The 12,781-nt window shown below is 67.5% G+C and carries 13 protein-coding genes; 10 read left to right on the top strand and 3 right to left on the bottom strand.

Annotation, left to right across the window (positions count from 1 at the left end):
- The first annotated feature begins 230 nt into the window (after window positions 1–230).
- The 9 genes from SB764_RS07885 (at window position 231) to SB764_RS07845 (ending at window position 8,718) form a co-directional block, all read left to right on the top strand.
- Window positions 231–704, top strand: a complete 474-nt coding sequence (locus SB764_RS07885) for a hypothetical protein (protein WP_410863133.1) — start codon at window positions 231–233, stop codon at window positions 702–704.
- A 382-nt stretch (window positions 705–1,086) separates the two neighbouring features.
- Window positions 1,087–1,773, top strand: a complete 687-nt coding sequence (locus tag SB764_RS07880; protein WP_065057688.1) for an NADPH-dependent FMN reductase — start codon at window positions 1,087–1,089, stop codon at window positions 1,771–1,773.
- A 348-nt stretch (window positions 1,774–2,121) separates the two neighbouring features.
- Window positions 2,122–2,349, top strand: a complete 228-nt coding sequence (locus SB764_RS07875) for a transcriptional regulator (RefSeq protein ID WP_065057687.1) — start codon at window positions 2,122–2,124, stop codon at window positions 2,347–2,349.
- A gap of 147 nt (window positions 2,350–2,496) precedes the next feature.
- A complete protein-coding gene (locus SB764_RS07870; protein ID WP_183038892.1) occupies window positions 2,497–3,417 on the top strand; it encodes a ferritin-like domain-containing protein in 921 nt (306 codons plus the stop codon).
- An 85-nt stretch (window positions 3,418–3,502) separates the two neighbouring features.
- Window positions 3,503–4,966, top strand: coding sequence for an indoleacetamide hydrolase (gene iaaH, locus SB764_RS07865; RefSeq protein WP_065057685.1), 1,464 nt, complete (start codon window positions 3,503–3,505; stop codon window positions 4,964–4,966).
- A 268-nt stretch (window positions 4,967–5,234) separates the two neighbouring features.
- Window positions 5,235–5,510: a ferrous iron transport protein A gene (locus SB764_RS07860; RefSeq protein WP_065057684.1), complete on the top strand. Its 276-nt coding sequence runs from the start codon at window positions 5,235–5,237 to the stop codon at window positions 5,508–5,510.
- Window positions 5,507–7,369 carry a ferrous iron transporter B gene (gene feoB / locus SB764_RS07855; RefSeq protein WP_410863131.1) on the top strand — a complete coding sequence of 621 codons (1,863 nt, stop codon included), beginning with the start codon at window positions 5,507–5,509 and terminating at the stop codon, window positions 7,367–7,369. Before SB764_RS07860 ends, feoB begins: the two co-directional genes overlap by 4 nt.
- The gene (locus SB764_RS07850; protein ID WP_065057682.1) at window positions 7,366–7,656 is read left to right on the top strand and encodes a DUF6587 family protein; all 291 of its coding nucleotides are present in this window, start codon (window positions 7,366–7,368) and stop codon (window positions 7,654–7,656) included. The genes feoB and SB764_RS07850 overlap by 4 nt, the downstream gene beginning before the upstream one ends.
- Before the next feature lie 267 nt (window positions 7,657–7,923).
- Window positions 7,924–8,718, top strand: coding sequence for a CDP-diacylglycerol diphosphatase (locus SB764_RS07845; RefSeq protein ID WP_080180818.1), 795 nt, complete (start codon window positions 7,924–7,926; stop codon window positions 8,716–8,718).
- Window positions 8,719–8,745: 27 nt separating this feature from the next.
- Here the strand turns inward: SB764_RS07845 and SB764_RS07840 are convergent, their stop codons facing one another.
- Window positions 8,746–9,279 (bottom strand): MarR family winged helix-turn-helix transcriptional regulator, encoded by a 534-nt coding sequence (locus SB764_RS07840; RefSeq protein WP_110325958.1) that lies wholly within the window; start codon window positions 9,277–9,279, stop codon window positions 8,746–8,748.
- A 66-nt stretch (window positions 9,280–9,345) separates the two neighbouring features.
- Between SB764_RS07840 and SB764_RS07835 the strand changes: the two genes are divergently transcribed.
- A complete protein-coding gene (locus SB764_RS07835) occupies window positions 9,346–9,831 on the top strand; it encodes a carboxymuconolactone decarboxylase family protein (protein ID WP_074981312.1) in 486 nt (161 codons plus the stop codon).
- A gap of 109 nt (window positions 9,832–9,940) precedes the next feature.
- Here SB764_RS07835 and SB764_RS07830 read toward each other — a convergent pair whose 3' ends face one another.
- Window positions 9,941–11,950, bottom strand: coding sequence for an acetyl/propionyl/methylcrotonyl-CoA carboxylase subunit alpha (locus tag SB764_RS07830; RefSeq protein ID WP_410863129.1), 2,010 nt, complete (start codon window positions 11,948–11,950; stop codon window positions 9,941–9,943).
- A gap of 34 nt (window positions 11,951–11,984) precedes the next feature.
- Window positions 11,985–12,770 (bottom strand): enoyl-CoA hydratase/isomerase family protein, encoded by a 786-nt coding sequence (locus SB764_RS07825; RefSeq protein ID WP_336753517.1) that lies wholly within the window; start codon window positions 12,768–12,770, stop codon window positions 11,985–11,987.
- Window positions 12,771–12,781: the final 11 nt, after the last annotated feature.

Genomic DNA, 12,781 nt, shown 5'->3' with positions numbered 1-12,781 from the left:
ATACCTTGCACCGCCGCGCCCGCGCACTCGGCGTATCCGCGCAACAGCGACGCGCGCATTTCCCTCAAACGTTTGCATTCACCGCTGTACGAATGTACAGTGCGTGCAGCCGGCCATCCGTGCCGCCCGGTTGCCGTACCGGGCACCGCCGCCTTCGGGCGTGCCCGCCAGCCCGCGCTTTGCGGGCCGGTGCGGTCGGCGGGGCAGTTCATCAAAACGGAGATCACGACGTGCGATTCATCTTGACGGGGAGCTTGTTGTGCGCCCTCGCATCCACCGCGCTCGCTGGGGAACACTACATCGAGATCTGGAATCCGCCCGAGGCCCGCACGCCCGGGGCGCATCCCACGACGACCGACAAGAAAGGGCACGGGCATCACGGCGCGAAGCACAAGCTCGCCAATAACGACCGCCTCGGCACGCGCAAGGTCGCCGAACCGGCGCTGCGCGCCTCCGCGCCCACCGTACCCGTGCTGCCGGGCTCCACGCCCATGCTCACGAAGCCGGAACCGGGCACGCTGCCCGCGATTCCGCCGCAGATCGGCCCCGACGGCAACGTGCTGCAAGTTGGCTACGCGGTGTCCGCGCGTCGCGCGCAAAGCCCGCTGATGGCGCTGTCCACGGTGCAGGTCGCGCGTCCGTCGATGCAGGCCGCCACGCCGTCCGCCGCGCAATCCTCCGCCGCTTCGCGCGCGCCGCAGTAAAAGCCACCCGCAAAGCCACCCGCGCCGCCTCATTTCCCGGACGAAAAAAAGCGGCCCCGCCACCTTGCGGTGCGGGGCCGAATCCCATGTCAAGGAGATGTCATGGAGGAGACGGTTTCATCGTACCGATGACCCGCTCGCGTCCCAACCAATGCTTTCGCATATGCATATCGCGCGCGTACCCCAGGTGCGAACCCGCCGCGACGGCATATGGTTAGAACAAAAAGTCGTTTCGCGCCGCGCGGCGCGCTCACTAAGATGACTGTTCCGGCCTGATTTAAGCCGCCCCAGCATCGGGCATCAGGCACCCGGCGAATGACCCGCGTTGCCGCGCGCCGTCATGCTTCGCACGCCCGCCCATCGCCATTTCGAGGAGCACCCCTTGAGCACTTCCGATTCCAGACACCGTCCGCTCGTGGTCGGCATTGGCGGCACGACGCGCGCCGCGTCGTCGACCGAGCGCGCGCTGGCCTTCGCGCTGCGCGGCGCGGAAGCCGCCGGCGCCCGCACGCAACTGTTCGACGGCACCTTCCTGCACAGCCTGCCGCACTACGCGCCCGAAAGCCCGACGCGCACCGACGCCCAGCTCCAGCTGATCGAAGCCGTGCGCGCCGCCGACGCCGTGATCATCGCGACGCCCGGCTATCACGGCGGCGTGTCCGGCCTCGTGAAGAACGCGCTCGATACGCTCGAAGAACTGCGCGGCGACGCGCGTCCGTATCTCGACGGCCGCGCGGTCGGCTGCATCGTGACCGCCTACGGCTGGCAGGCCGCCGGTTCGGTGCTGACCTCGCTGCGCTCGATCGTGCACGCGCTGCGCGGCTGGCCGACGCCGTTCGGCGCGGGCATCAACACGCTCGAAACGCGCTTCGAAAGCGCGCACGAATGCTCGGACCCGAAGGTCGTCGATCAGCTCTCGACGGTCGGCCAGCAGGCCGCGCAATTCGCGCTCGCGTTCAATTCGCGCCACACGGCGTCGCAGACCGGTGCGGCCCTCGCCGCCGCCGGTGGATCGAGTTCGTCGGCCCAGCCCGCACGCAACGAAGACCGCCTGAGCGTCGCCGTCTGAACGGCTGACCGGCGGAGCGTCTGACCACGCTCCGCCGACTGTCTGAAGCGTCCGCGCCCCACGGACGCTCGCCGCTTCCTCCTCTCCCGCCGGACTCGCCACGCGCTGTGCGCGCCAGCGCACGCATGCGCACGCCTTGCGTCGGTCAGCCCACAGACGGCGCATTGTGGCGACCGCACATTGAAGCCGCATACGCGAACCCGCCCTGCGCGAATCCTCATGCAGTTGCCGCTGCTGATCGTTGCAGACCGGACGTGATTTGCTTGCGACGAATGATTGGTTCCGCCCGCGCAGGGGTGTCACTACGCTTGGGCCTGTTTACGCAAGCATCGACAGGATTCAGTGGCCATGCACGCAACCCTTCGCTACAAAGGCTACGAAGTCGCGCCCAGTGCGCAGCGGCTTCCGAACGGCCTGTACGCCGCCAATCTGACGATCGGCACGCTGCCGAGCACGCGCCCGCGCGCGCACCGCTCGTTCGACGCGCTCGATTACTTCTTCGACGAGCGCCACGCGCTCGCCTACGCGTGCCGATGGGCGCGCATGTGGATCGACGAACAGCGCCGCTGCGCCTGATCCGGCCCGAATGAAGGACGAATGAAGCACGCTTGTAGCGGCCATCTACGGTCGTCGCCAGCCGGTTCCGGCCTGCGCGCGCCAAGGCAGGATTTCTTACGAATGTGACAGAATAGGAGTCATATCACTGTCATTTTTACTGTATCCATGTCCGAAACCCTGACGCATCCAGAGGTAGGCGGCGATCACCTCACCGACCAGGACGCCGCGCTGCGTCGCTGGACTCACGACACGCCAGGGCCCATCAAGATCGGATCGGACGAACATCGCAAGATGTTCTGCCGGATGTTGCTCGACACCCACGATCCGTACCGTCCCGCCGTGCTCGACTGGCCGAAGCTCGAAGCCGATGCGCTGCGCCGCCTGACGTCGCTGCCGATCTGGGATATCGCCGTGCAGACCGAAGGCCGCGCGTCGATCCGCGTGAAAACCTACGCCGCGACCGTGACCGAACCGCTGCTGCGCGAAGCCATCGAAATGGACGGCGACGAGGAAGCGCGCCACAAGGTCGTGCTCTCGCATCTGGTGCAGGCCTACGGCATCGAACTCGCGCCCGAACCGCATTACGCGCCACCGAAAGACGCCGAATGGGCGTGGATGTTCACGGGCTACAGCGAGTGCATCGACAGCTTCTTCGCCTTCGGCCTGTTCCGCTCGGCGCAGCGTTCGGGCTTCTTTCCGGCGGAACTGGTCGAGACCTTCGAGCCGGTGATCCAGGAAGAAGCGCGCCACATCCTGTTCTTCGTGAACTGGGTCGCGTGGTATCGCAAGACCATGCCGTGGTGGCGCCGTCCGTGGCACTCGCTGCGCGTCGGCGCAATCTGGATCAAACTGATATGGGACCGCGTGGCGATCGCGCGCGGCATCGACGCCGACGGCGTGGCGCACGACTCGAACTTCCTGCCCGCGAACCGCGAGGTGCTCGGCGACGCGCTCAAGCCGCGCGAGATGATCGAACTGTGCCTGAAGGAAGACACCGACCGCATGAGCGGCTACGATCCGCGCCTGTTGCGTCCGACGCTCGTGCCCGCGCTCGCGCGGCTCGCGCTGCGCTTCATGAAGCGCTAGCCGAAGACGTCCGCACCGGCGCGCACGGTTTGCGCGATTGCGCATGATTGCGCGCGCCCGCCGCGCCGCACAAGGAGGAGACTGCATGACCTGGACTGTCGACCAGCAGCTCGAATTGACCGCGACGCAGGCCGTCGACGCGATCCGCGCGGGCCGGCTCAAAGCCGCCGATTACGTCGCCACGCTGATTGCGCGTGCGCAGGCGCTCCAAAATCTCAACGCGCTGACCACGCTCGACGTGGAAGGCGCGCTCGCGGCGGCGCAGCGCATCGACACGCTCGGCGCCGCGGAACGCGCGCATCTGCCGCTCGCGGGCCTGCCCGTGGTGGTGAAGGACAACATCAACACGCGCGGACTGCAAACCTCGGCGGGCACGCCCGCGCTCGAAGGGTTCGTGCCCGCGCGCCACGCGCCGTCGGTGCAGCGTCTCGTCGATGCGGGCGCGATCGTGCTCGGCAAGGCAAACATGCACGAGCTGGCGTTCGGCATCACCAGCACGAATCTCGCGCCGCACGCGGGCCCCGTGCGCAATCCCTGGGATCCCGAACGAATTCCCGGCGGCTCGTCGGGCGGCACGTCCGCCGCCATCGCGGCGCGCATCGTGCCCGCGGGACTCGGCACCGATACCGGCGGCTCCACGCGCATTCCGGCCGCGCTCTGCGGCATCGTCGGCCTGCGTCCGAGCGTGGGCGACGGCGGCACGCAGCGCCGTTATCACGATCCGCAAGCCGTCGTGCCGATCAGCCATACGCGCGACACCGTGGGCCCGATGGCGCGCACGGTCGCCGACGTGGCGCTGCTCGACGGCGTGATCACCGGTCACGGCCCGCTCGCGGAAGCGGCCGTCGCGAATCTGCGCATCGGCTTGCCCGCGCCGTTCTGGGAAGGCCTCGAAGCGGCCACCGAAACAGTCTCGCGCGCGGCGCTCGCGAAGCTCGCGGCGGCGGGCGTGACGCTCGTACCGATCGACATGGGCGACATCTTCGCGCTCAACGACCGCGTGAGCCTCGCGATCGCGCTGCACGAACCCATCGACGATCTGCAGGCGTGGCTCGCGGCCAATCACGCGCCGGCGCGCAGCGTGGCCGAGGTGGCGGCGCGCATCGCCAGCCCCGACGTGCGCGAGGCCTACGATGCGATCCTCGCCGACGCGCGCGGCAGCGACTATCAGACCGCGATGACCGTGTGGCGTCCGCGCCTGCAGCAGCGCTACGCGCAGACCTTCTCCGCGAAGGGGCTCGACGCGCTGCTGTTCCCGACCACGCGCCTCGCCGCCGTGCCGCTCGACGAACTGAACGGCTCGTCGCGCGTGTCGATCGACGGCGGCCCGCCCATCGACGAGATGGAGGCCTATCTGCGCAACACCGATCCCGCGAGCAACGCGGGCATTCCGGGGCTCGCGCTGCCGTCGGGTCTCGTCGAAGGTGACAACGGGCCGCTGCCGGTCGGCCTCGAACTCGACGGACCGGCAGGCAGCGACCGCCGCCTGCTCGCCATCGGTCTCGCCTTCGAGCGGATTCTCGGCAGCCTGCCCGCGCCCGCCCTCTGAGCACAACGGCCCAGTTTTCTTTCGCTCGACTTCCGCTACGCTTACGCCTTTTCGGCCGTGCGCCGTCAGTCGTACGTGGCGTCGGCGCGACCTGCGCCGGCCATGCGTGCGACAAATTGGCGCATATCGTCGAACAAACTGCGCCCAGCCCTTTGCACACCGTCTCTCACCCCGATTGCAACGCCGCAATCTGACGCACGCCACCGCACGCAAAGCGCATCGCCGCTACAATGAGAACAGTTCTCATTTCAATATAGAAAGCTTCCCCATGCGTCTGACCGACCTTTCAAAAGGCGCAAGCGCCTTTGTCGCGCGCGTAGAAGACGCCTCCGCGCCGGACCCCATCGCCCAACGTCTGCGCGATCTGGGCTTCGTGCCCGGCGAGCCCGTGCGCGTGGTCGCACGCGCGCCCTGGAGCGCCGACCCGCTGCTCGTGCAGATCGGCTCGACGCGCTTCGCGCTGCGCCGCGCCGAAGCCGAACGCGTGACCATCCAGATCGAAGCGATCGACGCCACCGACACCCAAGCCGGAGCCGCTGCATGAGCACGACGAACGCCACGCCGCTGCGCATCGCGCTCGTCGGCAACCCGAATTGCGGCAAGACCGCGCTGTTCAATCTGCTTACCGGCGCGCGCCAGAAAGTCGCGAACTACGCGGGCGTGACGGTCGAGCGCAAGGAAGGCCGCTTCGTCACGCCGTCGGGCCGCAAGGTGCAACTGCTCGATCTGCCCGGCGCGTACAGCTTCGATTCCGCGAGCCCCGACGAGCGCGTCACGCACGACGTGCTGATGGGCCGCTATCCGGGCGAGGCGATTCCGCAACTGGTCGTCTGCGTGGCCGACGCGACCAATCTGCGTCTGCATCTGCGCTTCGTGCTCGAAGTGAAGCGCATGGGCCGCCCGGTCGTGCTCGCGCTCAACATGATGGATGCCGCGAAGCGACGCGGCATCGTCGTGGACGCGGCGAAGCTCTCGCAGGCGCTCGGCATGCCGGTGGTCGAAACGGTCGCCGTGCAGCGCAACGGCGCGCAGTCGCTCGTCGATCTGCTCGACCGCGTGAACGCGGACGACGCCGCGCCGTCGCAAGCGGCAACCGCCGACATCGCGCAGGACGGCGATCTCCACGCCGCCGTGCGCCGCATTCTCGCCGACGCCGTGACGATGCCGCGCGCCACCGACGCGCGCGACGACGCCATCGACAGCGTCGCGCTGCATCCGCTATTCGGCCCGCTGATTCTCGCGGTGGTGATGTTCCTCGTTTTCCAGGCGGTCTATGGGCTCGGCAAGCCGCTGACCGATTCGATCGGCGACGGCTTCGACTGGCTCGGCGGCATCGCGGGCGCGTGGCTGCCCGACGGCCCGCTGCGCAGCCTGCTCACAGACGGTCTGCTCACCGGCCTCGGCACCGTGCTCGGCTTTCTGCCCGAAATTCTCGTGCTGTTCTTCTTCATCCTCGTGCTGGAGGAGTCGGGTTATCTGCCGCGCGCGGCCTTCCTGCTCGACCGCATGATGGTGTCGGTCGGTCTCACGGGGCGCTCGTTCATTCCGCTGCTCTCGAGTTTCGCGTGCGCGATTCCGGGCGTGATGGGCACGCGCAGCATCTCCGATCCGCGCGACCGACTCGCGACCATTCTCGTCGCGCCGCTCATGACCTGTTCCGCGCGTCTGCCCGTCTACGCGCTGCTGATCAGCGCGTTCATTCCGCACCGCATGGTGTTCGGCGTGTTCAACCTGCAGGGGCTCGTGCTGTTCGCGCTCTACGTGGCGGGCATCGTGGGCGCGATGGCGGTGGGCTGGGTGATGAAGCATCTGCGCCGCGACCGCACCGAACACGCGCTGCTGATGGAACTGCCGTCGTATCGCATTCCGCGCGCGCGCGACGTGGCGATCGGCCTGTGGGAACGCTGCACGATCTTCCTGAAGCGCCTGACCGGCATCATTCTCGCGCTGACCGTGATCATGTGGTTCGTCTCCACGTTCCCCTCGCCGCCCGCGGGCGCGACCGGCCCCGCCATCGACTACACGATCGCGGGCTATCTCGGCCGCGCGCTGGAGTGGCCGTTCGCGCCGCTCGGTTTCAACTGGCAGATGAGCCTCGCGCTGATTCCCGCGTTCGCCGCGCGCGAAACCGCCGTGGCCGCGCTCGCGACGGTCTATGCCGTGGCAGGCGGCGACAGCGATGTCGCCGCGCTCGGCCATACGCTCGCGCAGAATTTCTCGGTGGCGAGCGCGCTGTCGCTGATGGTGTGGTTCGCCTTCGCGCCGCAATGCATGTCGACGCTCGCCGTGATCCGCCGCGAGACGCGTTCGTGGCGCGCCGTGGTGGTGTCGTTCGGCTACATGTTCGTGGTCGCGTACGCGGCATCGTTCGTCACGTATCAAGTCGCGAGGTATTTCCTGTGAGCGCGAATCTGCTGATTCAATATGCCGTGATCGCCCTGCTCGTCGCCGCGAGCCTCTGGCAGGCGCTGCGCAAGCTCGCGCCGAAGACCGCTTCACGCGTGCAGGCGGGCGCGGCCGCGCCGCTGTTGCGGCCGCAACGCGGCGCCTTCGCGCAACGCGTGGGACGCTGGATCCAGCCGAAAGGCGCGACGGGCGATTGTGGCGACGGCTGCGGCACCTGTGGCACCTGCGGGCCGTCCGACGCGCCTGCGGAGCAAACTGTGACGTTTCATCCGCCGCGTAAATGAGCGGTGCGCAGGCACTGTGAATGTCGATGAAATAGCGGCCCGCCGGAGTAATTCGGCGGGCCGCTGCGTTTTATGCCGTGTTTTTATGGGCTGTTTCGCGAGGGCGATTAAATCGACACACGCATCCGCGCACACGCCCGACACACGCTTCCGCTACACTCCCCGCAGCAAGGCCAGCCCGCGCGCAGCGAAGCAGACTCGACGCAGCCAGTCGCGCGGCCCGTCCACGATCGAACTCGAATCGATCCACTACGCCCTTTTGCGCCGATGCCTCACGTTCCCGCTCTCGCCGCTCGTCGCCGCTCACGCATCGCGGCGCTCTCCGCCGCGTTCTCCAGTGCGCTGATCGCCGCCTTCGCCGTCACGGGCTGCGTGCGGCTGTCGACCTTCGACCCGAACGGACTCTGGAAAGTGGTCGGCGAACAATGCGTGCCCAACGCACGCGACAAGGGCGAGCCGGGTCCGTGCACGACGGTCGACTTCCAGAAGCGCTACGCGGTGCTCAAGGACATCAACGGCCGCGCGCAATATCTGCTGATTCCGACCGATCGCGTCTCGGGCATCGAGAGTCCGGAGATTCTCTACGGCGGCTCGCCCGACTACTGGGTGGGCGCCTGGGACGCGACGCGCTACGTCAACGCGAAGCTGAAGACGACGCTGGCGCCGACGCAACTCGGCCTCGAAATCAATGCAACGGAACGGCGTTCGCAGAATCAGCTGCACATTCACGTCGACTGCATGCGCGCCGATATCGCCGACGCGCTCGCGCCTTATCGACACGACGCACCCGGCGCGTGGCGCTGGGCGACGCTCGACGGCAAGCGCTATCGCATCACGCGCGTGACGAGTCTCGCCGATCGCAGCAATCCGTTCCGCGTGGTCGAGCGCGATCTGGACGCGAAACAAAGCATGAGTGCGCAAACGATTCTCGTGACGGGCGCGGGTCCCGATACGGCGCGCGACGGCTGGCTCGTCGTCAACAGCGGGCTCGATGTGGACAACGGCTCGGGCAGCGCCGAAGGTCTGCTCGATCACGCGTGCGCCATCGCGCGTCCGCAGTAACGGCCGCAATCACCTTCACGATAACGTTCACGACAACGCCTGTAATCCGCCGGCCTCGCCCTCGCGCGCAAGGCTCGCGAGCCAGCGGCGGATCACCTGTTCCTCGCCCGCCGAAAAGCCCTCGATCATCTGCGCTTCGAGCTTCTTCACGCGCGTGCGACATTGCTTGAGCAACGCGAGCCCCGCCTCGGTCACGCCGATCTGCTGAATGCGCCCGTGCACCGGATGCGGACGCCGCTCGATCGCGCCATCGCGCTCCAGATTGCCGACGATCACACTCACGGTCTGCGGCGTGAGCGCCGCGAGGCGCGCGAGATCCGCGCCGGAAATGCCCGGATAAGCCACGAGCATCGTCAACACCACGAATTGCGGCGGCGTGATGCCAAGATCGGTCAGCGCGCGCTCCATGCGCAAACGGTGCGCCGCGCCGGCCTGGCGCAGCAGATAGCCCAGATAACCGGCCTCGCCGCGCTTGCCTTCGCCTGGCGCGGGAATCCCGGCGTTGCCGGATGCCGCGCTTTCAGCCCCGATTTTTTCGGACCGTTTCGTCGTCTTGCGCATGATATCAGAGTTCGAATATGATGTTCGTGCTCTGATATTAACCGCCAACTTGCGCGAGGTCCAGTCATGTCCAGCACGTCCACCCGCATCAGCTATGACACGTTCGCCCACGAAGCCCAGTCGGTGGTGGCCGGACTCGTCACGATGAGCAAGGCCGTCGACGCCTCCGGCCTCGAAAAGGCGCTCACCGAATTGCTGAAGATTCGCGCCTCGCAAATCAACGGTTGCGCGTTCTGCATTCAATATCACCTCAATATCGCACGCGCGCTGCCCGGCGAGCCGCTCACGCGCACGAAGCTCGATCTGCTCGCGGCCTGGCATGAAGCGCCCGAGCACTACACGGCGCGCGAGCGTGCGGCGCTCGCCTATACGGAAGCGCTGGTTTCGCATCTGCACGAAGGCGTGAGCGATGCGCTCTACGCGGAAGTGGCGCAGCAGTTCCCCGGCATGCAGATGGCGTTTCTGACTGCGGCCATCGCGAACATCAACGCCTGGAATCGCATTGCGGTGGCGCTGCGATTCGCGCCGCCGGTGCCGGCGCCGATTAACTAACGCGGCCTGAAAGCGCACAAAAAAGAAGGCGTTCCGCATTCGCGAAACGCCCCAGGGTCACACGCTCTCACGCGTCAAACCATGTCTCGTGCCGATCACCGCAATCGCGTCATTCGGTTTCGAGCATCAGCAGTTGCGCGCCGTCCGCGACCTGATCGCCCACGCCGTAGAGCACCTCGGTGACCTTGCCCGCAGCGGGTGCGCCGATCGTGTGCTCCATCTTCATCGCCTCCATGACGATGAGCGGCGCGCCCTTCTCGACCACCGCGCCCGGCTCGACCAGCACCGCGATGACCTTGCCCGGCATCGGCGCGGTGAGACGCCCTTCGCCGTGCTCGGCGTCCGCCGCATGCGCGAGCAGGTTCTGCCATTCGAACGACAGCGCCGCGCCCAGACAGAACACATGAAACACGTCGCCGTCGATAAACACGCGGCCCGTCACGCGCGTATCGCCGATCGTCACGCCGTATTCATTCGCACTTGCGCCGCGCCACCACGTAAAGCGCTCGTCGCTTGCGGCGCAGGCCAGCGTCTGCACGCCGCCGTCGTGTGCGAACGCGATTTCGATCGGCGTATCGCGTTCGACGTCGCGCCACTTGAAGGTTTGCGTGAAGCCGCTGTTGAGCCGCCAATGCGCGAGCGCCTGCCACGGCGACGCCGTGTTCACGCCGCCGCCCTCGCGCCCGATCAGCGCCGCGCTCGCCAGCGCGAGCGCTTCGCGCAGCGGTCTGTCGCGCGGCGCAAACAACGCGTCGTGATGACGCTCGATCAGCCCCGTGTCGAGATCGGCGTTCGCGAACGGTTCGCACGTCACGAGCCGATGCAGAAACTCGACATTCGTGCTCGGCCCCACCACCTCGCATTCCTCGAGCGCGCGCTGCATACGGGCGAGCGCGTCGGCGCGCGTCGCGCCATGCACGATCAGCTTCGCGATCATCGGATCGTAGAACGGCGTGATGGTGTCGCCCTCGCGCACGCCGCTGTCGATGCGCACGCTCGCGCGCTGGCCTGCATCGCCGAGCCGGAACTCGACGCCCGCGGGCATGCGCAGATGCTTGAGCGTGCCCGTGGACGGCAGGAAACCGCGCACCGGATTCTCCGCGTAAATACGCGCTTCGAGCGCGTGCCCCGTCACCGCGAGTTGCGACTGCGCGAGCGGCAGCGGTTCGCCCGCCGCCACGCGCAACTGCCACTCGACGAGATCGAGGCCCGTGATCATTTCCGTCACCGGATGCTCGACCTGCAAGCGCGTGTTCATCTCCATGAAGTAGAAGTTCGCGCCCGTCATGATGAATTCGACAGTGCCCGCGCCCACGTAATCGACCGCGCGCGCGGCGGCCACGGCGGCTTCGCCCATCGCGCGGCGCACGTCGTCGGCGAGACCGGGCGCGGGCGCTTCTTCGAGCACCTTCTGGTGGCGGCGCTGCACCGAGCAATCGCGGTCGAACAGATACACCGCGCCGCCGAGCGAGTCGGCGAACACCTGCACTTCCACATGACGCGGACGCTGCAAATACTTTTCGATCAACACGCGGTCGTTGCCGAAACTGCTCGCGGCCTCGCGCTTGCATGACGCGAGCGCCGCGGCGAAGTCCTCGCTGCGCTCGACCACGCGCATGCCCTTGCCGCCGCCGCCCGCGCTCGCCTTGAGCAGCACGGGATAACCCATCGCGTCGGCTTCGCGCTGGAGCAGCGCGGCGTCCTGATCGTCGCCGTGATAGCCGGGCACCAGCGGCACCGCCGCGGCATGCATCAGCGCTTTCGCCGCGGCTTTCGAACCCATCGCGGCAATCGCGGCCACCGGCGGCCCGATGAAAACGATGCCGGCTTCCTCGCAGGCTCGGCCGAACTCTTCGTTTTCGGAGAGAAAACCGTAGCCCGGATGGATCGCCTGCGCGCCCGTCGCTTTCGCCGCGGCGATGATGCGTTCGATACGCAGATAGCTTTGCGCCGCGCTCGCCTCGCCGATATGCACGGCTTCGTCGCAGGCGGCCACGTGTTTCGCGTTCGCATCCGCATCCGAATAGACGGCCACGCTCTTGACGCCGAGACGGCGGCAGGTGGCCGCGACGCGGCAGGCAATCTCGCCCCGGTTGGCGATCAGAATCTTGTTGAACATGTAGGGTCTCGCGATATCTGGGCTTGCAGGGCGATCAGGCACGCCAGCGCGGCGTGCGCTTTTCGAGGAACGACGACACGCCGTCGCGGCCCTCGTCGCTCGCGCGGATGCGGGCGATGCGCTCGGCCGTGTCGGCGATCAGCGCGTCGTCGATCGGCTTGCTCGCGACGTCCTGCACGAGCTGCTTGCACTCGCGCACCGCGTTCGGGCTGTTGGCGCAGAGCGTCTGCGCGATGCGCTGCACGGTGGCGTCGAGATCGGCCGCGCTCACCGCTTCGCTCACGAGTCCGAGGCGCAGCGCGGTCGCGCAATCGAACGCCTCGGCCGTGACGACATAGCGGCGCGATGCCTGCTCGCCCAGCGCGCGAATCACATAAGGCGCGATGGTCGCGGGCATCAGACCGAGCCGCGCTTCGGACAGGCAGAAGTTGACCGTGTCCGCGGCCACCACGATATCGGCCGTGCAGACGAGGCCCATGCCGCCCGCGTAGGCGTCGCCCTGCACGCGCGCGATGACCGGCTTCGGGCAGCGATACACGGCGGCGAGCATCCGCGCGAGGCCCATCGCATCGGCGCGGTTTTCCGCATCGGAATAGCCCGCCATCTTGCGCATCCAGTTCAGGTCCGCGCCCGCGCAGAAAGCCTTGCCGTTGCCCGCGAGCACGATCGCCCGCACGTCGTCGCGCGCGCCGAGCGATTCGAACGCGGCGCTCACTTCGGCGATCATGGTTTCGTTGAACGCGTTGCGCACGTCGGGCCGATTCAGCGTGACGGTCGCCGTGTGATTCGCGATATCGACCAGCAATGTTTCGTATTGCATCGTCATAGCTT

The sequence above is a fragment of the Paraburkholderia sp. SIMBA_027 genome (assembly GCF_046535315.1).
GTDB classification, from domain to species: Bacteria; Pseudomonadota; Gammaproteobacteria; order Burkholderiales; family Burkholderiaceae; genus Paraburkholderia; species Paraburkholderia tropica.
The sequence above is the reverse complement of the archived record's forward strand: the minus strand, read 5'-3'. Positions and strand labels throughout refer to the sequence as shown.